Genomic DNA, 20,466 nt, shown 5'->3' on the forward strand with positions numbered 1-20,466 from the left:
CCGGCGATGGATCTCGACTTCGTCCAGAAGCTGATCGAATTTGTCTCGCGTTCGCCCATTGCCGAACTGGAGATCGAGCGCGATGGCGTTCGTATCCGCATATCCAGGCAGGCGGCGCTGGCGAAGCCTTCGCTGCAGCCAACCGCCGGCCCTGCCGTCTTCACAAATCCGGCTTCGACAGCTCCGCCCATCGCCCGGCATTCGATCCGCGCGCCACTGACCGGCGTGTTCTACCGTTCCGGCACCGAAGGCGAACCGCCGCTCGCTTCGGTTGGCGATGTGGTCGTGGAAGGGCAGACGGTCGGCGTCCTCGAAGCCATGAAGACGTTCAATGCCGTGGAATCCGACCGCGCTGGGCGGATCGTCCAGATCGCTTTCGACGATCATGCCGCCGTGCAGTCCGGTGACGTGCTGTTCGTTCTGGAAGATGAGGGCTAGCGGCGATGTTCGATACCGTTCTCATCGCCAACCGCGGTGAAATCGCGCTGCGCATCCTGCGCGCCTGCCGCGATCTCGGATTGAAAACGGTGGCAGCGCACTCGGATGCGGATGCGAGCCTTCGCCATGTTGCGCTGGCGGACAGGGCGATCTGCATCGGGCCGGCTACCGCGACGGAGAGCTATCTCAATATCGCCGAGATCATCGCGGCCGCGCAACTCACCGGCGCGGGCGCGATCCATCCAGGCTACGGCTTCCTCTCGGAAAACGCCGCCTTCGCCGAGGCTGTCGAGAATGCCGGCCTTGCCTTCATCGGGCCGTCGGCGGCGGCGATCCGCACCATGGGCGACAAGGTCTCCGCCAAGCGTACGATGATCGCCGCCGGCGTTCCCTGCGTTGCGGGTTCGGAGGGCGCGCTGCCGCAGGATGAGCAGGAGGTGCGCGCTATTGCCGAGGCCATCGGCTATCCGGTCATCGTCAAGGCGGCGGGCGGCGGCGGCGGGCGCGGCATGCGCATCGTGCGCGAGCAGCACGCCCTGATGGAAGCCGTTTCGATGGCGGTGAAAGAGGCGGACCGGGCCTTCGGCAACCCGCATGTCTATCTGGAGAAATTCCTCGAGCACCCGCGCCATATCGAGATTCAGATTCTGGCGGACAAGCATGGCAAGGCGGTGTGGTTAGGCGAACGGGATTGCTCCATGCAGCGCCGCCACCAGAAGATCATCGAGGAGGCGCCGGCGCCGGGAATCGCCCGCGAGGCGATTGCCGAAATCGGCGAACTGTGTGCCCGCGCATGCCTGACCATCGGCTATACCGGCGCCGGCACATTCGAATTCCTCTACGAGGATGGGCGCTTCTCTTTCATCGAGATGAACACCCGCGTGCAGGTGGAGCATCCCGTCACCGAACTCGTCACCGGCATCGATATCGTGCGCGAGCAGGTCCGCATCGCCCGGGGCGAACCGCTGTCATTCAGCCAGGAAGACATCCGCATCCAGGGCCATGCTGTCGAATGCCGCATCAACGCTGAAGATCCCTACAGCTTTCGCCCGCATCCGGGCCGGGTCGAGCGCTGGACGCCGCCCGGCGGCCCGGGAATCCGCGTCGAATCGCATCTCTACTCCGGCTACACCGTACCGCCGCACTACGATTCCCTGGTGGCCAAGCTGCTGGCGCATGGCGCGACGCGGGCCGAGGCGATCGGGCGCATGAGCGGCGCGCTGGGCGAGATGGAGGCTGTCGGCATCGCCACCAACGCGCCGCTCCATGGCCTCCTGATGGAGGAGCCCGGCTTCGCCGCCGGAGGCTTCGATATCCATCATCTTGAACGTCTCATTGAAGGTGGTCTGCTCGAGGGACGAGGCGGCGATGACGATTGAGGAGATCGAAAGGCTGGCCGCCTGGTGCGCTAGCGCCGGCATCGGCGAGATCGAAGTGTCGGAGGCCGGCTTTTCGTTGCGCCTGCACATGCAATCCGTTGTTGCCTCGACACCCCCGGCCGAAGCCCCGAAAGCCGAAACGGCCTTCAAGGGCGTGCGCGCGCCCGGCGTCGGTGTGTTCCGTCTCGATCATCCAACGACCGGTCGGCCGATTGCCGGACCTGGCCAGGTGGTTCGCAAGGGCGAGACGGTCGGCGTCCTGCAGGTCGGCCCATGCCTGAGGGCCGTACTCGCGCCGGTAGACGGCGTGCTGGGCGCGGCGCTGGTCGAGGACGGAGCGGTCGTCGGCTACGGCACGCCGCTCTACGAGCTGGTGTGAAGCAAAGGCGATGGTTCGAACCACTGAGGAAAACGCCATGGCGGCCCAAGGATTGCAGGTCGATATCAACTCCGACATGGGCGAGGGTTTTGGAGCCTACAGGCTCGGCGACGATGCGGCGATCCTCGACATCGTCAGTTCCGCCAATGTGGCCTGCGGCTTTCATGCCGGCGACCCCGAGATCATGGCGGCCACGTTCTCGATGGCGCGCGACAAGGGCGTTGCCGTTGGCGCGCATCCGAGCTTCGCCGATCTGTGGGGATTCGGACGCCGCATCATTCCGCATTCCATGGATGAGATCGAAAGGCTGGTCGCCTACCAGATCGGCGCGGCGCAGGCGCTTTCCGCCTATGCCGGCCACCCGATCCGCTATGTGAAGGCGCATGGCGCGCTAGGCAATCTTACCCAGACCGACCGTGGCGTCGCCGAAGCGGTGACGCGCGCAGTCAAGGCCGTCGATCCCGGCCTGATCTGCCTGGCCATTGCGCTTGGCTTCCAGGACAGGATCGCGCGCGACGAGGGCCTGACGGTCAGGTCGGAAATCTTTGCCGACCGCGCCTATACGGAGGAAGGCTTTCTTGTCTCGCGCAAGCTGGAAGGCGCTGTCATCCACGACGCCGAGAAGGCGGCCGAACGGGTCGTGCGAATGGTCAAGCAAGGTGCCATCGAGACGCTTTCCGGACAGATGCTGCAGACGCCGATCGATTCGATCTGCGTCCACAGCGACACGCCGGCGGCCGTCGCCATCGCCGCGCGCGTCCGGCGACGGCTGGAGGCGAGCGGCGTCAGGGTCAGAGCGTTCGCGGCCTGAGCACGGTCGGGTCCGTTTCAGAACCAGACATCGCTGAGGCGATGTCCGCGCGGATAGGGATCTGTCGGGTCGAGACCATATTGGCCGATGCTGGTAATCCAGGCCTGTCCGGCGATGGTGACCACGACAGCGTCGTGATCGCCAACACGCGCATTGGCGATCACGCGGGAATCGAAATGAGTACCGATGATCGACCTGTTGCGGAACAGCTCGCCCTTGGCGATCTGCCCCTTTGCCGACATCACCGCCAGCCGCCCGGTGGTGCCGGTGCCGGTCGGCGAGCGGTCGAGCCTGCCATGCAGGCACACCGTACCGTTGATGCTATCCACGCGCCCGTCGATGCGCTCGATAGGACCTTCGAAAATCACGTTGGACACGTCGCGGATCTTCGCGTTCTCCGGATGCACGACCTTGAGCTGTTCGTTGACCGCCTTCTTGATGCGTTGGCCGATCAGCGACATCTGGTGGGCCTCGTCGGGTGTTATGGAAAAGCCCAGTGCACGGGCATTCACATGGGCGAAAGTCATGCCGCCATAGGAGGTGTCGACGGTGATCGTGCCGAACCCCTCGACTTCGACAGGTGTGTCGAGGTGGAACGCGAAAGCCGGCACATTGGTGAACTCCACCTGCTTCACCTTGCCGTTCTCGCAGCGGCAGCGCACCTCGATCATGCCGGCCGGCGCTTCCATGCGCAGCAATGTCTCGGGCTCCTTCATCGGCACCATGCCCGTCTCCAAAGCCACGGTGGCGACGCAGATGGTGTTTGAGCCCGACATGGGCGGGTATTCCGTGCTTTCAATTATGACGTAGCCGAGATCCGCCGAGGGATCGCAAGGCGGCAGGATGATGTTGCCGTTGACGTAGGGCGCACCGCGCGGCTCGAACAAGAGCAGCCCACGAATGTCGTCCATATGCTCTTCGAGATACTCCTTCTTTTCGAACATGGTCTTGCCCGGAACGTCCTTGACGCCTCCGGTGATCACATTGCCGACTTCGCCCTCGGCATGGCAGCCGACGACCGTGAATGTTTTCGTCCAGCGCATTTTTCTCCTCCTGTGATTGGTCTTGGCCCTGGCGATACCGATTCAGACCGCGTCGAGCCCTCGTTCGAGAAAACGATCGAGTTGTTCCATTTCCTGGTGCGATAGGACGATGCCGTCTCTCTCCGATGTCGCACGAGCAAGGAACCGCCGCTGAGAGGGCAGGCGCGCGCCCTGGCCAAGGATCGCCTCGAACAGCGCTTCAGCACGGCCCAGCGGATTGCCGGGCCGGCCGGCGGCGAAGGCTTTCGGCGAGAAAGCGATGACCAACTCTCCATGCGATGGATAGAGCGTCGTGGTGCCGAGCACATTGAGCGCCTCGGGGCTGGTCAGGTCGCCGATCATGATCCCGGCGAGCAGCTCGATCATCGTCGCGATGGCGGAGCCCTTGTGCCCGCCGAAGGGAAGCATGGCGCCCGCCAGGGCGGCTTCGGGATCGGTCGTTGGCCTGCCGTCCGAATCCATGGCCCAGCCTTCCGGCAGCTTCTTGCCTGCCCGGCGGTGGAGCTCGATCTCGCCGCGCGCGGCAACCGAGGTCGCGAAGTCGAAAACGTAGGGACGCTGCGCTTCTCGCGGCCAGCCAAAGGCAAAAGGATTGGTGCCCAGCAACGGTCCGTTGCCACCGGTCGGAGCGACGGTGGCATAGCTCGGGCACATGGCCAGGCCGGTCAGGCCTGCCTGTGTCAAAGCTTCGACCTCCACCCAAAGGGCGGAAAAATGCACCGCATCATTGATCGCGAGTGCGGCAATGCCGCAGGAGCGTGCCCGCTCGATCAGCACCGGCAGACCCAGTTCGAAGGCTGGGTTGGCGAAGCCGTGCTTCGCATCCACTTTGACGATGGCCGGTGCGTCTTGCGGCAACAACTCGGGCACCGCGTGTGGGCTCACCTTTCCGGCCTTGATCGTCCGCAGGGCGCCTTCGATCCGGTAGATGCCATGTGACTTGCAGGCATCGCGTTCCGCCGCGACGATGACCCTTGTGATGGCGCTGGCCTGAATGGGGTTCAGTCCGGCCTTGCGGAAAATTGCATCGACGCGCTCATGCAGGGCATCGATGGTGATCGTGGTTTTGGTCATTTCTGGCCTTCGGGTTTGGCTGTGCGCAAACGCTGCTTCAAAAATCCAGACCACCGGCAAAGGCTGTTAGATCCTGTGCAAGCAAAGCGGGCTGCTCGAGGGCTGCGAAATGACCACCGCGCGGCATCGCTGTCCACTGGCGGATGTCCTTGAAGACGCGCTCGACCCAACTCCTGGGCGGCATCGGCAGCTCTTTGGGGAACAAAGCCACTGCAAGCGGGACGTTGATCGCTGTGCCGGACGCGAATGCAAGCGGACGGGCGCGCGTTTCCCAATAGAGCCGCATCGACGAAGCGACAGTCCGGGTGAACCAGTAGAGCGAGATGTTGGCGAGCATGTCGTCGCGCGAAAAAGCGGCGTTGGCCAGTTCGCCATCGCAATCGCTCCAGTCGCGGAATTTTTCGATCATCCAGGCTGCCAGTCCGACCGGCGAATCCGTCAGTCCATAGGCAAGCGTTTGCGGACGCGTCGCTTGAATGTGGGCATAGGCGCCATGAAGATCCGCCCATCCGGCTTTCCGTTCCAGGAAGGTGCGTTCTTCCGGCGTCAAGTCGCCGTCCGGACTTGCATCGTGAGGCGGTGAGAATGAGCCGGGGATGAAATTCAGATGCACGCCAGCGAGACTGCCTGGATGCGCGTGCGCCAGACAGGTCGACACGCTGGCGCCCAGATCGCCTCCCTGAGCGAGATATCGCTCGTAGCCGAGACGGCTCATCAGCTCGGCCCAAAGGTCGGCGACGGCGAACAGGTTGAAACCTGGCCTGGTCGGCCGGCTCGAAAAGCCGTAGCCGGGAATCGATGGGACCACGACATTGAAGGCGTCCTCCTGCCTTCCGCCATGCGAAAGCGGGTCGGTCAGGAGCGGGATCAGCCTGTGAAATTCGAAGACGCTGCCTGGCCAGCCATGGGTGAGTATGATCGTTCTGCCGGTCGCAACAGCGGCGCGTGCATGGACGAAATGGATGGTTTCGCCGCCGATATCCGTCTGGTAGTGCGGATGGATGTTCCAGGCGGCTTCATGCTTGCGCCAGTCGAAGCCGGTACGCCAGTACTGCATAAGCCGGCTCAGTTCCTCGTATTCCGTTCCCTGCGCCCAGCCTATTGCCTGCAACTGGTCCGGCTCGCGCCAGGTCGAGATGCGCTTCTTCAAATCGTCGATTTCAGACTGGGCAATCTCGATGGTGAAGGGGCGAATTTTCATGGAGCCCTCTGCTCGCCGGCCATGAGGTTACGGGCGGCGATAAAGTCGCGACGTTGCTGCCGGTTCGCGCGAAGCACTTCCGTCGACGCTTCTATCGAGACCGGCGAGAATCGCAGGTGCGCGCCGACCGGCGCTTGCGCCAGCCGCCAGAGGTCGGCTTCGATCACCGTAGCGATCTTCGGATAGCCGCCGCACGTGTTGGCATCGGCCAGCTGGATGATCGGCTGGCCGGACGGCGGCACCTGGACGGTGCCCGGGACGATCCCGTGCGACAGCAATTCCAGCGGCGAGAGGAGGGAAAGCGTCTCCCCGGAAAGGCGATATCCCATGCGGTTGGCGTCGTTGGTGATGCGCCATTCGCTGCCGGTGAAAGCCGCCTGGGCCTCCGGCGTGAAGGCGTCGAACTCGGCGGCCGGCAGAACCCGCAATTCGATTGCCGAGGCCGCGCCGTCCGCCGCGCCCCGTCGCTCCTCCAGCGCTGCGCCGATGCCGCCCGCGGGAAGCCGGCATTGCGCAGGGTTGAGCGCAAGCCGGTCGCCGCGCGACAGGCCGCGTCCGGCGAGCCCGCCGAAACCGCCTTTCACATCTGTGGCGCGCGAGCCCATGACGGGCGGCAGATCGAGCCCACCGGCGAAGGCGATATAGGAACGCGCACCGATGCGCGGGGCTTCGAGGACAAGGGTCTCGCCGGCGCGGATCGTCGTGGCCCACCAGGGCGGGCAGGGCCGATCGCCGACGCTGACGGCGCAATCCGCGCCGGTGACGGCGACGGCGGTGTCGATGTGCACGCGCAGCCGGAACGGATGAAGCGCCACCTCGATCCCGGCAGCCGAGGGGTCATTGCCCAGCATGAGATTGGCGATCGCCAGCGCCTGCCTGTCCATGGCGCCGCCATGGCTGACCCCCAGCGCCAGATGACCGGGCCGCCCGAGATCTTGGACCGTGTTCGGCAGGCCGGTGGTGAGGATCTCGATCATGCCTCGATCCCTGCGATTGCGAATCGGATTTTGTCTCCGGGCCGGAGCAGCACGGGCAATTCCGCTTCGGCCTTGAACAGCTTCACGTCGGTATGGCCGATGATGTGCCATCCGGACGGCGCAGTCATCGGCATGATACCCGCCTGCGCGCCACCAATGATGACGGCGCCCTCAGCGACTTTGAGGCGAGGCGTGCTGCGCCTTGCCCAGGCAAGCAGCGGGTCGAGACCGGACAGATAGGGAAAGCCCGGCATGGCGCCGATGGCGGCGACGGTGTAGGTGGCCGCCGCGTGGTGCCTGACGGTCTCGTCGACAGACAGGCCGCAATGTGCGGCCCAACCGGCGAGATCCTCGCCACGCGCGCCGCCATAGTGAACGGGAATGGTATGATGCGTGCCGGTCACCGGGTGGGCATCGGTGGCGGACCAGAGCGACATCAGCTGATCTCCGACGCTGTGGGCGTCCGTGGCGAGGGGATCAAACACTACCAGCAGGTTGTTCATGCCGGGAACGGCCTCGCACACCCCTTCGAGGGTCAACGCGGCGTTCGCTACCGCCCAGACCAGTTCCTGGGTGGTATCATTAAAGGCCCCCTGCGCGCCATCGAGCAGCAGCGCGCCCGATCCCGCAAGGCTGATGTGGGGGGTGCCGACAACCATGGGCGGTCAGTCCTTCACCGGCACCGTATAGTTCAGGATCAGGCGACCGCCATCGGGATAGATGGTCTGGCCAACGATGTAGGAAGCGTCGTCGCTGGCCAGGAAGGATGCGACGCTGGCGATCTCCGAAGGTTCGCCACAGCGGCCGCTCGGCGTGCGCGACAGGATAGTCTTGCGCTGCGCTTCGCTGGCCATGACAGAGCTCTTGACCATGTCGGTCAGGATGGTGCCGGGGCCGATGGCATTGACGCGGATATTGTGCGGGATCAATCCGACGGCCATCACCGCCGTCAATTGCTTGATGCCGCCCTTGGACACGGCATAGGCGACGGAATTGGGAATGGCCAGAATGGCATTAATCGACGACATGTTGATAATCGAGCCGCCGCGTCCCTGCGCGATCATGGCCCTTGCCGCGGCCTGTCCGAGTAGGAAGGGAGCCTTGAGATTGACGCGCTGAACCAGGTCGAAGGCTTCCTCGGGGAAGTCGACGAAATCGTCCAGATGGATGATGCCGGCATTGTTGATGAGGACGTCGACACCGCCGAATCGCTCTGTGGCCTTGGCAACAACATCGGCTGCCATTTCCTGCGTGCATTCGGAGAGATCCGCCGATAGCCAGGCGGCACGCTCACCCAGACGTTCGGCATGCTCGCGCCCGCGATCGGCCTGCACGTCGACAAGCACCACCTTGGCGCCATCGGCATGAAAGCGCTCGGCGCAGGCAAGGCCTAGCCCTTGTGCCGCCCCGGTGACGATCACGACTTTTCCTGCGTGCTTCACAACCAATTCCCTTTTTACAATCATGGCGTTTGTGGATATGTTATCCAATCTATCTTGAACTTTGCCGCCATTGCAAGCCCGGACGGGTGGGCTTTGCGGTCACGTTTGCCCAAGCGGCGGCGTTTATGAGCTGCTTTGGCTTTTTTCTGCCAACCATTGCAAGTCGGTTGACTCCACTGAATTAGTTGTGATTGGATACTATATTCATAAAAGTGCCAAGGACGGGGAGTGCAGACGATGGCGGATGGATTACAGGAAAGCGAACTGATCGACGCGTTCCGCGTTCTGGCTACGCCGTTGATCAGCGACAATCTCGCCCGTGTCCCCGGGGCTGTCGGATTGCGGCCATTTCACCGGGTAGGCGGCGTCATGGCGGGGAGGGCGCTGACGGTCAGGACCCGCCCCGGCGACAACCAGTTCATCCATCGTGCGCTCGATCTGTTGCAGCCCGGCGATGTCATTGTCGTCGATGGCGGTGGCTATGAGGGGCGCGCGCTGGTCGGCGAGATCATGACACGTGTCGCGGCGTCGCGCGGTGCCGCAGGCATTGTCATCGACGGCGCCATTCGCGATGCCGGTGCCATCGGCCGCAATCCGTTTCCATGCTTCGCACGGTCGGCCATCCATCTCGGACCTTACAAGGATGGTCCGGGAGCCATAAATGTTCCCGTCTGCATAGGCGGCATGGTCGTCGGTCCTGGCGACATCGTCGTGGGTGACGAGGATGGCGTCGTGGCATTTCCAATCGACGGTGCCGCGGCCTTGCTGGCCGCCGTCCGGGCGCAGGAAGCCCGCGAGGCCGAGATTATGCAAAGCATCCGGGAGAACCGTTACCAGGGAGCCTATGCCCGGGCTGCCGGCGGCAGTCACTGAACGGCGGATCAGGAGCCTGCCGGTGACAATCGCATGGCCGGCTGGCGATCTTGCTCAACATAACCGCTCCGCAGCTAACCGAGGGGCGAAACAATGCATTTCGGGCACGCCGCCTGGATGCGCCAACAGGGGAAATGGAGAGAATTAATGGTTGTTTCCTTCAAGAGGCTTGCCAAGAGGCTTGCTTGCGCCACCGCCCTTGCCGGGCTGGCTATGACCACGATGGCCGCGGCTGCCGACATCAAGATCGGCATCGTGGCCCCCATGACTGGCCAACTGGCCAGTGAAGGGCAGGATATGGAGAACGCCGTGAAGATGGCGATCGATGCCGTCAACGCCAAGGGCGGCGTCAACGGCGACAAGATCACCACCACCACCGCCGACGACGCCTGCGATCCCCAGCAGGCGGTGACCGCAGGCAGCAAGCTTGTCTCGGAAGGCGTGACCGCCATCGTCGGCGGCTACTGCTCGGGCGCCGTCTTGCCGACATTGAAGATCTATGGTGACGCCGGCATTCCGTTCGTCATCATCGGAGCGAACTCGACCAAGCTGGTCGCCGCCAATCAGGGCAATGCTTTCCTCGCCAATTCGACCGGCGACATGCAGGCGACGACAGCCGTCGAACTCTTCAAGAAGAACGGCTACAAGAAGATCGCGGTCGTGGACGAAGGCGATGCCTATTCGTCCGACCTGGCCAAGCTGACCGCCGAAGCTTTCAAGAGTGCTGGCGGCGAAATTGCCGCCAAGGAGACCACCACGGCCGGCGAGCAGGACTATTCGGCGGTCGTCACCAAGATCAAGTCGAGCGGCGCCGATGCTGTCTTCTGGACCGCCTACCATGCCGGTGGTGCCCTGCTCACCAAACAACTTCGGCAGGCCGGGTTCCAGGGCGGCATCGTGCTGGGCGACGGCAACAATTCGCCGGAATATCTGGAGATCGCCGGTTCGGCCGGTGAGGGCGTGTATCTGTTGTCTCCGCCCACCGTCGACCTCTTGTCCGGCGCCGCCGACTTCAAGGCCAAGTACAAGGAAACCTATGGCCGCGACGCGGGCGCCTATGCGGCGCTCTCCCATGATGTGGGCGGCCTGATCGCCGATGCGATCACGCGGGCCAAGTCGGCGGATCAGAAGGCGATCATCGAGGCGCTCAAGGCGAGCGACTTCAAGGGCCTTGCCGGTGAAATCAAGTTCACCGACAAGAACACGCTCCAGACCTCGAACTTCCGCCCGGTGATCGCCAAGGGCGGCAAGTGGGTAGCCGAATAAAGGCTAACAGGATTGACGCCGAGGCAGGCCTTGTGGCGGCCTCGGCGTCACCGCCGATTGTCTGGCGCGCTGACGCGGCGCCCAGCCAAGACTTTTTCAATTCTGCCCTGGAGCATCAATGACGCTCGACCTGCTTATTCAGCAACTGGTGAACGGTCTTATCGTCGGCTCGTTCTATGCCCTGATCGCGCTTGGCTACAGCATGGTCTTTGGCGTCATCAAGCTCCTGAATTTCGCCCATGGCGACATCTACATGAACGGCGCCTTCGTCGGCCTCATCGTGTTTTCCTTCGTCGGCATATGGGTCGGCAATGGCTGGCTGGGCGTGGTCTGCGCCCTGCTTGTGTCGATGCTGGCTGTCGGCTTGCTCGGCGTCATCATCGAGCGCTTCGCCTATCGGCCGATGCGCAATGCGCCGCGCCTGTCCATCCTCATCACGGCGCTCGGTGCGTCGATGGTGTTGAACGGCACGGCACTCGCGCTGACAGGCGGGCGGCATTACGCCTTCAACACGGACCTCGGTTTTGCCGGTGTCGACATTTCCACCGTTCACATCACCTACACGCAGATGGTGCTGGTGGCCGCCTCCATCGCTCTTATGACAGGCATGCAGGCCTTTGTCTCACGCACCATGTACGGCAAGGCGATGCGCGCCGTGTCCATCGACATGGGGGCGAGCCGCCTGATGGGCATCGATGTCGACCGGGTGATCGCGTTGACCTTTTTCATGGGTTCGGCGCTCGCCGCCGGCGGCGGGGTCATGGCCGGCGCCTATTATGGCAGTGTCCATTTCTTCATGGGCTTCATCATGGGGCTCAAGGCCTTCACCGCCGCGGTCATAGGCGGGATCGGCAGCGTGCCGGGCGCCATGCTCGGCGGCTTGCTGCTCGGCCTGCTCGAGGCTTTCGGTTCGTCCTTGCCCTTCGTCGGCTCGGAATGGCGTGACGTCTTCGTGTTCGGGACCCTGATCCTGTTCCTTGTGTTCAAGCCGACCGGCCTTCTTGGACGCTCTGTCGTGGAGCGGGTGTGATGATCGACGAAGTGAGAACCATGCCGGCCGCCGGGCAACAGCAATTGATGCGCTGGTCCGTCGTGCTGCCCAGCCTGGCGGCGCTCGCCGTCGCGCTGGTCTTGCCGCAATTTGCCAACGCCTATGTGACGGAGGTGGCAACTACGGCGCTGCTCTATGTCGTTCTGTGCCTCGGCCTCAACATTGTCGTCGGCTATGCGGGCCTGCTCGACCTCGGCTACGCCGCCTTCTTCGCGGTCGGCGCCTACACGTCTGGCATCCTGACCGCGGAATTCGGCTTCAACTTCTGGCTCACCATCCCGGTCGCCATGGCGGCAGCCTGCGTGGCCGGCATCATCATCGGGGCTCCGACATTGAGACTGCGCAGCGACTATCTGGCGATCGTGACGCTGGGCTTCGGCGAGATCGTGCGCATCATCGCCCGCAACCTCGACATCACCGGTGGCGCCAGCGGCCTCATCGGCATCGAGCGGCCGGAGATCTTCGGCTTCAAGCTGATGCAGGTGCAGCACTTCTACTATGCGTTCCTGGTGCTTGCGCTGCTCACCGCCTTCGTCTGTCTGAGCGTCGAGCGATCGCGAATGGGACGAGCCTGGTTTTATGTTCGCTATGACGAGGACGCTGCCGCCGGTATCGGCATCAACCGTGTCACGGCCAAGCTGCAAGCCTATATGATGGGCGCTGTGATCGCTTCCGTGGCCGGATGCCTCTACGCCGCCAAGATGACGGCCATTTCGCCGGAGAGTTTCACCTTCAACCAATCGCTGCTCATCCTTCTCGGTGTCGTCCTGGGCGGCATGGGCCGCATTCCCGGCGTCGTCCTTGGTGCTGTTCTCGTGGCCCTGCTTCCGGAGGTGCTGCGCGGCGCGGGGACCTATCGTCCCTTGGTGACCGCAATTGCGCTGCTGGCAATCATGCTCTTCAGGCCGAACGGGCTGTGGCCGGACAAGCGAGTTTGACCATGGCGCTGCTGGAAGTCCGCGACCTGCGCCTCAGTTTCGGAGGACTGAAAGTCCTTCACGACATTTCGTTCTCAGTTGAGAAAGGCGCCATCAACAGTCTTATCGGGCCGAACGGGGCCGGCAAGACATCACTCTTCAATTGCCTGACCGGCTTCTACAAGCCGAAGGGCGGCTCGATCAGTCTGGGCGGCCGGCCGATCACCGGCTTGCCGCCGCATCGCATCACCGCGCTCGGCCTCGCCCGTACGTTCCAGAACATCCGGCTGTTCAAGGAAATGACCGTTCTGGAAAACGCCATGTCCGGCCAGCATTGCCGCAGCCGCCACGGCATCGTGTCGGCGATCCTGCACTTGCCTGCACAGCGGCGCGAAGAGGAGGAGATCCGCGCGACCGGCATGCGCTGGCTCGATTTCGTCGGCATCCAGCAGCATGCGCATCGCCGCGCCGGCGGTCTCTCTTATGGCGATCAACGGCGGCTCGAACTCGCAAGAGCCCTGGCGTCGGCGCCTACGCTCATCCTGCTGGACGAGCCTGCCGCCGGCCTGAACGAGCGCGAGAAGCTGGACCTTGTACACCTGATCCGCCGCATCCGTGACGAAACCGGTGTCACCGTCCTGCTGATCGAGCACGACATGGGCCTGGTCATGCAAGTGTCGGAGAAGATCGTGGTGTTCGACTACGGTCAGAAGATCGCCGACGGGCCGCCGGAGGCCGTGCGAGCAGACCCTCGGGTCATCGAAGCCTATCTCGGTACGGAGGAATGATGGAAGCCGAAATCGTTCTTTCCGCGGACCGCATCGTCGCGCGCTATGACGGCATCGAAGCCCTTCATGGCGTCAGTCTTTCTGTCAAACGCGGCCAGATCGTCGCCCTGCTTGGCGCGAATGGTGCAGGCAAGAGCACCACCCTGCGCACGCTGTCCGGCCTTGTTGCCGCATCCTCCGGATGTGTCCGCTTCCTGGGCGAGGACATAACCAAAGTCCCTGCCCATCGCCTGCCGCATCGCGGGCTCGTCCACGTCCCGGAGGGAAGGCGTATTTTCGGCGACATGACGATCAGGGAGAACCTTGACCTGGGCTCGTTTACGCTTGCCGACGACGTCGAGCGCCGGCGACGGCTGGACCATGTTTTCGAGCTCTTTCCCATCTTGGCGCGCCGGCAGAATGGCGATGCAAGGAACCTCTCGGGCGGTGAGCAGCAGATGCTGGCGATCGGCAGAGCCCTCATGGCCGCGCCCAAGGTGCTGTTGCTCGATGAGCCTTCCATGGGTCTGGCGCCGCAACTGATCAAGGAAGTCATGAACATCGTGCAGCGCCTCAATCGTGAAGGCGTGACCATCCTGCTTGTGGAGCAGAATAGCAAAGTCGCCCTGAAATTCGCCGACTACGGCTACGTTCTCAAGGCCGGACGCGTTGTTCTTGAGGGACCAGGCAGCGATCTCGCGAGCAATGAAGCGGTTATCAGCGCCTATTTAGGTGGCGTCGCTGCTTAGCTCGCAAATCTGCCAACGCCCGGATTTTTACAAATGATGCCGCCGCTCCAGTCCATGATTTGTCCGCCTTGCAGGAGTGGGATCAGCCACAACGAGGCGGAGCATATCGAACTCGGATACGCCGTCCCAAAGGGGTAGTTGCGTGAGCCTGCCGAGGGAACACCGGCACTGCGACAGGCTGCCTGGACGATCGGGAAGCGGTCTAATCAGGCAACAGAACCGGTTGTTTCAAGCGCCGCAGGATGTGTCTGCCAACGAAATGGGCCGGGAAGAGCACCATAGTTGTGGTTCACAGAGCGTGGTCTGCGGCAGCCTGGACCTGGCAAAAAGTGCGCGACCTCCACGTCGATCTTGGGCGGGCGCATCTGACTGGCTGCAGGGGCGTCAGTGGCGGAGGAAGTGGGATTCGAACCCACGGTGAGCTTGCACCCACGCCGGTTTTCAAGACCGGTGCCTTAAACCGCTCGGCCATTCCTCCATCGTGGTTTTTCAACCATTTGGGCAGCGCGGGGCCAACTCGTTTGGCCTGTGGCACCGGATTGGCACCGAAGGCGCTCCCGGCTGGTTCACGCCTCATTCCTGTAAAGCGGCATTGAGGGCTGCGTCAACCACCACTGTGTCGGTTCCTGCCGTCCTGGCAGGCTCTGAGTTTGTCGGAATCGAGCACCGGAACTCGCTATCCCATTGATGCATGATGAAGAAGGAGCCCGCCGACTGGCGATGTACAGGTTTGCGCGCGAACACAAAAAGCCTGACGCTGGAGGGCTTTCGTGCAGGCCCAACCGAGGGCGCGACCTACCGACCAAGCCATCCTCGGAATTGGGCGGAGGGAATCCCTACGGGTCAGCCTCTTGGGACAGCTGCGGTATCCCGCAGAATTTAACTTTCGCCAAGGGAACAGCTACTGGTGAGGAAGGCCGAAGCTGCAAATCGGCTCCGGCCTGTACGGTCCTCAGTCTTTGCAATTTTCGTCCGCCTTTGCCGCCGCGGCCTTATCACCGTGCTGCTGCGCCTCGATGTCCTGCTGCGAGGTTGCAAGGTTTTTGTCGCCGCCGCCTTCAGCGCCCGCCAACGGCATCGTGGTGCCATCCTTGGCGGCTGGCTTGTTCGCGTTGCCCATGGCCTTCGGAGTCTCTAAAGGCGCGTGGGTTCCATCTTTCGAAATACCGGCGGTCTGTCCGGCATCGGTCCCGGTGTTCGAAGCTGACTTGTCCGGACATGCGGCGATCGCAGACCCGGCAGAAAGCGACATCGCGATCGCGACCATCAATGAAGTCATTTTCATCATGCTCGTCCTTCTGTTCGAGTGCCCTGCGGATGAAACTAGCGGCGCATTTCTTTGTTCCGGCGGTCGGTCCGCTGCCCGACAAAGCCCGGTCAACCGGCAGACACGGCGGGCAGGAGCGAAGCCAGGCTTTCTGTGGCAGAGGGCATCACATCTCTCGCGTGGAAGCACGAAAACCGTTACTTTTCAGAGAGCTCTTACGGTGGAGACGCCACAATCTTGCCCGGTTGCGGCCACAATCGGTTAATACCGTGATAAGCAATTCCTGCGCACAAAGGATCGGGGTTTTAAGCGTCGTTGGTATTGTCGGGTGAGTGTTTTGGCTCCTCTGGTGGTTGAACGCGACGCCTTGAGTTGAGACTGAAGGGGACATCAGGAAAATGCAGGCTGTGACGCCACCGCGTCTTCGTCGCGCTGCTACCGTCGCGTTGTTCGCCATGTCGGCCGCCTTGCTGGCTGCCTGCGCGTCGCAGCCTGAGCCGAAAGCGATGGTCAACAAGAAGACCCGCTCCAAGGAATATTTCGCCGAATCCGAATATGGCGTGAAGGCAAGCCCGCGTGTGATCTCCCGGAACGGGCGCATCCAACGTGGCGGCGGCAGGGATCAGCTTGGCAAACCCTATCAGGTCCGCGGCAAGTGGTATTACCCGAAGGAAGACAAGCGTTACGCCAAGGTCGGCTTGGCCTCCTGGTATGGCGATGCCTTCCACGGCCGGCTTACCGCCAATGGCGAAGTCTACGACATGACCCATCTGACGGCGGCGCACCCGACCATGCCGCTGCCAAGCTATGCCCGCGTCACCAATCTCAAGACCGGCAGTTCGGTCATCGTTCGCGTCAACGATCGCGGCCCATATCACGAAGGCCGCATCATCGACGTATCGGAGCGCGCTGCCCAGATGCTTGACTATGCCAACACCGGCACCGCTCAGGTAAAGGTCGAATATGTCGGCCGCGCGCCGCTCGACGGCGATGACGACCAGTATCTGATGGCCTCCTATCATCCCGGCAACAGGGCGCCAGACCCGTCGGATGGACTGCCGACCGGCGTCATGGTCGCCATGAACGGGCCGTCGCCAAGCCTGCCTGCCGGCACTGCTGCCGTGCCGTTTCCGGGCCAGTTGACCGATTCCGGTTCTGTCCAGCCGATCATGTCGACGCAGTCGTCGGCCTATGGCGATCTGGCGCTTCCGGATTTCGGCCCGATCGTGCCGGAGCGTCCGCAGATCAATCTGCCGCCGCAATCGCCGTTTGCCGTGGCCTCGCTGTCCTATGCCGACGAGCGGGTCGAACGCGGCGTCTCAAATGCCTTCGCCGCGATGGGTGGCGACGGCATGTCGCCGGCCGATGTGCTCCAATCATGGAAACGGCAGCCGCCAACGGCCGGTCCGTCCACTGACTACGTCGCGGCTGGTTCGTTCGAGGATGCAGCGGAGGCCAAGCGTGTTGCCGCTCAGCTTGCCGCATACGGCAAGATCGAGATCCAGCGTTCGGAACTCGATGGCGAGGATTGGTATTCGGTCAATCTCTATCCCGATGGCCACCGCAATCTCGATGATTTGCTGCAGGCTGCCTGGTCGCATGGCGCGCCCGATGCACTGGCTGTGCGCAACTGAGCGCAAGCCTGGTGGGATTTCCGCTGCGCGGTTGATCCGCCGCGCAAAAAGCCTGATACTTTTCGCGGGCTTGCCGGCGGTGCCGGCCAACGGGTCGAACATCATGCAATTTCGCTTGCTCCCGCCTCTCGCCGGGCTTCTGGTTTTAGGCTTGCTGCTGTTTTTCCAGGCTCCGGCCGGTGCACAGCTGTTCGAGACCAAGGCCGCGCAGGCCTTCATGATCGATGCCGAGACCGGGACGGTGCTGTTTTCCAAGGAGGCCGACAAGCCGATACCGCCGGCCTCGATGGCCAAGCTGATGACCATGGAAGTGGTTTTCAACGCCATCAAATCCGGCCGCCTGAAGCTCGACGATACGTTCGTGGTCAGCGAGAACGCCTGGCGCAAGGGTGGCGCGCCTTCGGGAACATCGACGATGTTCGCCAAGCTCAAGTCGTCGATCCGGCTCGAAGACCTGATTCAGGGCGTGACCGTGCAGGCGGCCAATGACGGCTGCATCGTCATCGCCGAAGGCATGTCGGGATCCGAAGACAATTTTGCCGCGCAGATGACCGAACGCGCCCGCCAGATCGGCCTCAAGACGTCGACTTTCGTCAATTCGACCGGCCTGCCGGCGGATGGTCAGCAGACGACCGTGCGCGAGCTGGCGCAGCTCGCCCTGCACCTGTGGCGCGATTATCCGGATTTCTATCGCTATTATGCCCAAAAGGATTTCACCTGGAACAAGATCTCACAGAGGAACCGCAATCCGCTGCTGGCGATGGACATCGGCGCCGACGGCCTGGCGGTCGGGGCGAGCGAGGCAGCCGGTTTCGGCATCGTCGGTTCGCTCAGCCACAATGGTACCCGCGTGATCGCGGCGATGAGCGGGCTGGCCTCGGACAAGGAGCGCGCCGAGGAAGCGCGAAAGCTGCTCGACTGGGGTGTCCGCTCCTTCGAGAAGACTGAAATTTTCGCCAGGGACGAGGTGGTTGGAGAAGCCCAGGTTTTCGGCGGCGCCAAATCCGGGGTGACGCTGAAGGCAAAGGGACCGATCGACATCTTCCTGCCGATCACCAACCGCGACAAGCTGACGGCCAGGATCGTCTATGACGGCCCGGTTGCAGCACCGGTGGAGGAGGGGCAGCCGGTGGGTGCGCTGCGCGTCTGGATCGGCGATACGCTGAGCCAGGAGACGCCGCTTTTCGCAGCCGAATCGATCGGCGTCGGCACGCTGCCGCAGCGCGCGCTCGATGCAGTCAAGGAACTGGCGATCGGCTGGCTGCGCTAACGCATGTCGCTCAAAACCAGCCATGGTTTTGGGGAACGACATGCATAAGGGCAAAAAATCGACGGCATGGACGTTTGGCCCAACGCGGACTATCTAGAGCGCTACAATCCCATTCAGCCATGGACAAGAAGGCCTCTCGGTTGGCACGCGGTTTTTTCATCACCTTCGAAGGCGGCGAGGGGGCAGGCAAGTCGACGCAGATCGAGCGGCTGGCCAGGAAGATGCGCGCCAAGAAATACGACGTGCTGCTTACCCGCGAACCCGGCGGCTCGCCGGGCGCCGAAGCGGTCAGGCATGTGCTGCTGTCGGGCGCAGCCGAACCGTTCGGGCCGAAGATGGAAGCGCTGCTTTTCGCCGCCGCGCGGTCCGATCATGTCGAGCAGGTGATCCGGCCGGCGGTCGAGCGTGGCTCCATCGTGCTTTGCGACCGCTTCCTCGATTCCTCACGCGTCTATCAGGGCGTCACCGGCGGCATCGATCCGGCGTTCATGGATGCGCTGGAACAGGTCGCCATCAACGGCATGATGCCGGACATGACGCTGATCTTCGACATCGACCCAGCGGAAGGCCTGAGGCGCGCAACGCTGCGGCGCGGCGCCGAGGCAGTCGCCGACCGTTTCGAAAAGGAGACGCTGGCGATCCACCAGGCCCGCCGCGAGGCGTTTCTGGCGATCGCCAAGGCCGAGCCGGAGCGCTGCATCGTCGTCGACGCAGCCGCCGAGCCCGACGCGGTTGAGAACGTCGTCACCGCGGCGGTGTTCGCGGCGCTGGCGGCGAGAACGCCGGCACGCGACAGGCAGGCAACGCCGGCATGATCTTCGAGCGCATCGCACCCGAGCAGCATGACACGCTCGACGGCGTGCCGGAGCCCTCCGAAACGCCCCTTCTGGTCGGGCACGGCCAGGCTGCAGGCGTGCTCACCGCCGCCTATCGCGCCGGCAAGCTGCCGCATGCGCTGATCTTTTCCGGGCCAGTCGGCATCGGCAAGGCGACGCTCGCCTTCCACCTTGCGCATCATCTGCTGAAGCACCCGGATTTCGCGCAGGCGCCGGAAAGCCTTGCCGCTCCCGATCCGGCGTCGTCGCTGTTTCGCCAGATCGCCACCGGGGCGCATCCTTCCGTGCTGCATCTGACCCGGCCGCTGAACGACAAGACCAAGAGTTTCAAGACGGTCGTCACCGTCGATGAGATCCGCAAGGTCAGCCGCTTCCTGTCGCTGACCTCGCATGACGGCAGCTACCGGGTCGTCATCGTCGACCCCGCCGACGACATGAACACCAATGCCGCCAATGCCTTGCTGAAAAATCTTGAAGAGCCGCCGGCACGGACGCTGTTCATCCTGATTGTCCACGCGCCGGGCAGCCTGCTGCCGACGATCCGGTCGCGCTGTCAGGTGGTGCGATTGACCCCGCTCGACGCCGACGACCTGATGACGGTGCTGGAAACGACCGAGCCGGCGCCGCCTGAGGATCCGGCGGCGCGCGCGGCACTGGCCGAGCGGGCAGGGGGCAGCGCCCGCAACGCGATCCTCTTGACGCAGTATGGCGGGCTGGAGATCGCTTCGACGCTCGACGCTCTGGTCACCGGGAGAAAGAGCGATGTCGGCGGCGCGTTCCGCCTCGCCGAAGCCGTGGCCGGCCGCGATCAGGCGATCCAGTTCGATATCTTCAACCGCCGGGCGCTAGACCTGTTGTCGGACGCGGCAAGCCAGGCAGCACTGGCTGGCGATCTCGCACGAGCCAAAACGCTGTCGGACACTTGGCATGAGGCGCTGGACGCTATATCTGAGACCGATACTTACAATCTCGATAAGAAGCAGCACGCCTTGATCATGATCGACCGCCTGAATTCTGCAATGCGAATGTGACTGGGTTTCCTGGATCGGGATGGCAAATGCTGCCTCGATACGATATCCACCGCCACGCCTT

21 protein-coding genes and 1 tRNA gene are annotated in these 20,466 nt (G+C 63.2%); 14 read left to right on the forward strand and 8 right to left on the reverse strand.

Annotation, left to right across the window (positions count from 1 at the left end; all coding sequences use genetic code 11):
* The first annotated feature begins 6 nt into the window (after positions 1-6).
* From M729_RS0111540 to M729_RS0111555, 4 genes are read left to right on the forward strand one after another with little or no spacing between them, the layout of a single operon-like run.
* Positions 7-438, forward strand: a complete 432-nt coding sequence (locus tag M729_RS0111540) for a biotin/lipoyl-containing protein (protein ID WP_024503236.1) — start codon at positions 7-9, stop codon at positions 436-438.
* A gap of 5 nt (positions 439-443) precedes the next feature.
* Positions 444-1,817 carry an acetyl-CoA carboxylase biotin carboxylase subunit gene (gene accC / locus M729_RS0111545; protein ID WP_027161636.1) on the forward strand — a complete coding sequence of 458 codons (1,374 nt, stop codon included), beginning with the start codon at positions 444-446 and terminating at the stop codon, positions 1,815-1,817.
* On the forward strand, positions 1,807-2,196 hold the full coding sequence (locus M729_RS0111550; RefSeq protein WP_024503234.1) for a biotin attachment protein: 390 nt from the start codon (positions 1,807-1,809) through the stop codon (positions 2,194-2,196). Before accC ends, M729_RS0111550 begins: the two co-directional genes overlap by 11 nt.
* Positions 2,197-2,233: 37 nt before the next feature.
* Positions 2,234-3,007, forward strand: coding sequence for a 5-oxoprolinase subunit PxpA (locus tag M729_RS0111555; RefSeq protein ID WP_024503233.1), 774 nt, complete (start codon positions 2,234-2,236; stop codon positions 3,005-3,007).
* Positions 3,008-3,024: 17 nt separating this feature from the next.
* Here the strand turns inward: M729_RS0111555 and M729_RS0111560 are convergent, their stop codons facing one another.
* From M729_RS0111560 to M729_RS0111585, 6 genes are read right to left on the reverse strand one after another with little or no spacing between them, the layout of a single operon-like run.
* Complete coding sequence (locus M729_RS0111560) at positions 3,025-4,050, reverse strand: proline racemase family protein (RefSeq protein ID WP_027161637.1); 1,026 nt, start codon at positions 4,048-4,050, stop codon at positions 3,025-3,027.
* 42 nt (positions 4,051-4,092) lie between these two features.
* Positions 4,093-5,124 carry an Ldh family oxidoreductase gene (locus tag M729_RS0111565; protein WP_024503231.1) on the reverse strand — a complete coding sequence of 344 codons (1,032 nt, stop codon included), beginning with the start codon at positions 5,122-5,124 and terminating at the stop codon, positions 4,093-4,095.
* 37 nt (positions 5,125-5,161) lie between these two features.
* A complete protein-coding gene (locus M729_RS0111570) occupies positions 5,162-6,325 on the reverse strand; it encodes an epoxide hydrolase family protein (RefSeq protein WP_024503230.1) in 1,164 nt (387 codons plus the stop codon).
* A complete protein-coding gene (locus M729_RS0111575) occupies positions 6,322-7,302 on the reverse strand; it encodes a biotin-dependent carboxyltransferase family protein (RefSeq protein ID WP_024503229.1) in 981 nt (326 codons plus the stop codon). The genes M729_RS0111570 and M729_RS0111575 overlap by 4 nt, the downstream gene beginning before the upstream one ends.
* The gene (gene pxpB / locus M729_RS0111580) at positions 7,299-7,961 is read right to left on the reverse strand and encodes a 5-oxoprolinase subunit PxpB (protein WP_024503228.1); all 663 of its coding nucleotides are present in this window, start codon (positions 7,959-7,961) and stop codon (positions 7,299-7,301) included. The genes M729_RS0111575 and pxpB overlap by 4 nt, the downstream gene beginning before the upstream one ends.
* 6 nt (positions 7,962-7,967) lie before the next feature.
* Positions 7,968-8,744: an SDR family oxidoreductase gene (locus M729_RS0111585; protein WP_024503227.1), complete on the reverse strand. Its 777-nt coding sequence runs from the start codon at positions 8,742-8,744 to the stop codon at positions 7,968-7,970.
* A gap of 237 nt (positions 8,745-8,981) precedes the next feature.
* Here M729_RS0111585 and M729_RS0111590 point away from each other — a divergent pair, with 237 nt between their 5' ends.
* From M729_RS0111590 to M729_RS0111615, 6 genes are all read left to right on the forward strand, one after another.
* On the forward strand, positions 8,982-9,617 hold the full coding sequence (locus tag M729_RS0111590; RefSeq protein WP_027161638.1) for an RraA family protein: 636 nt from the start codon (positions 8,982-8,984) through the stop codon (positions 9,615-9,617).
* A 147-nt stretch (positions 9,618-9,764) separates the two neighbouring features.
* The gene (locus M729_RS0111595; RefSeq protein ID WP_245265327.1) at positions 9,765-10,883 is read left to right on the forward strand and encodes a branched-chain amino acid ABC transporter substrate-binding protein; all 1,119 of its coding nucleotides are present in this window, start codon (positions 9,765-9,767) and stop codon (positions 10,881-10,883) included.
* 118 nt (positions 10,884-11,001) lie between these two features.
* Entirely contained in the window at positions 11,002-11,913 is a 912-nt protein-coding gene (locus M729_RS0111600; protein WP_024503224.1) for a branched-chain amino acid ABC transporter permease, read from the forward strand.
* On the forward strand, positions 11,913-12,872 hold the full coding sequence (locus M729_RS0111605) for a branched-chain amino acid ABC transporter permease (protein ID WP_245265326.1): 960 nt from the start codon (positions 11,913-11,915) through the stop codon (positions 12,870-12,872). The genes M729_RS0111600 and M729_RS0111605 overlap by 1 nt, the downstream gene beginning before the upstream one ends.
* Before the next feature lie 2 nt (positions 12,873-12,874).
* Positions 12,875-13,639 carry an ABC transporter ATP-binding protein gene (locus M729_RS0111610; RefSeq protein WP_024503222.1) on the forward strand — a complete coding sequence of 255 codons (765 nt, stop codon included), beginning with the start codon at positions 12,875-12,877 and terminating at the stop codon, positions 13,637-13,639.
* Positions 13,639-14,367, forward strand: a complete 729-nt coding sequence (locus M729_RS0111615) for an ABC transporter ATP-binding protein (RefSeq protein ID WP_024503221.1) — start codon at positions 13,639-13,641, stop codon at positions 14,365-14,367. Before M729_RS0111610 ends, M729_RS0111615 begins: the two co-directional genes overlap by 1 nt.
* A 388-nt stretch (positions 14,368-14,755) precedes the next feature.
* Here M729_RS0111615 and M729_RS0111620 read toward each other — a convergent pair.
* Both M729_RS0111620 and M729_RS0111625 read right to left on the reverse strand, forming a co-directional pair.
* Positions 14,756-14,845: transfer RNA gene (locus M729_RS0111620), tRNA-Ser, on the reverse strand.
* A gap of 474 nt (positions 14,846-15,319) precedes the next feature.
* Positions 15,320-15,655 (reverse strand): hypothetical protein, encoded by a 336-nt coding sequence (locus tag M729_RS0111625; RefSeq protein ID WP_013531580.1) that lies wholly within the window; start codon positions 15,653-15,655, stop codon positions 15,320-15,322.
* Positions 15,656-16,032: 377 nt separating this feature from the next.
* Here M729_RS0111625 and M729_RS0111630 point away from each other — a divergent pair, with 377 nt between their 5' ends.
* The 4 genes from M729_RS0111630 to M729_RS0111645 all read left to right on the forward strand — a co-directional run bounded on the left by M729_RS0111630 (position 16,033) and on the right by M729_RS0111645 (position 20,405).
* Positions 16,033-17,268, forward strand: a complete 1,236-nt coding sequence (locus M729_RS0111630) for a septal ring lytic transglycosylase RlpA family protein (protein ID WP_027161639.1) — start codon at positions 16,033-16,035, stop codon at positions 17,266-17,268.
* Positions 17,269-17,371: 103 nt separating this feature from the next.
* The gene (locus tag M729_RS0111635; RefSeq protein ID WP_027161640.1) at positions 17,372-18,538 is read left to right on the forward strand and encodes a D-alanyl-D-alanine carboxypeptidase family protein; all 1,167 of its coding nucleotides are present in this window, start codon (positions 17,372-17,374) and stop codon (positions 18,536-18,538) included.
* A gap of 140 nt (positions 18,539-18,678) precedes the next feature.
* On the forward strand, positions 18,679-19,353 hold the full coding sequence (tmk, locus tag M729_RS0111640; protein WP_027161641.1) for a dTMP kinase: 675 nt from the start codon (positions 18,679-18,681) through the stop codon (positions 19,351-19,353).
* Positions 19,350-20,405, forward strand: coding sequence for a DNA polymerase III subunit delta' (locus M729_RS0111645; protein ID WP_027161642.1), 1,056 nt, complete (start codon positions 19,350-19,352; stop codon positions 20,403-20,405). The genes tmk and M729_RS0111645 overlap by 4 nt, the downstream gene beginning before the upstream one ends.
* Positions 20,406-20,466: the final 61 nt, after the last annotated feature.

Source organism: Mesorhizobium sp. WSM1293 (assembly GCF_000513875.1).
Taxonomy (GTDB): domain Bacteria; phylum Pseudomonadota; class Alphaproteobacteria; order Rhizobiales; family Rhizobiaceae; genus Mesorhizobium; species Mesorhizobium ciceri.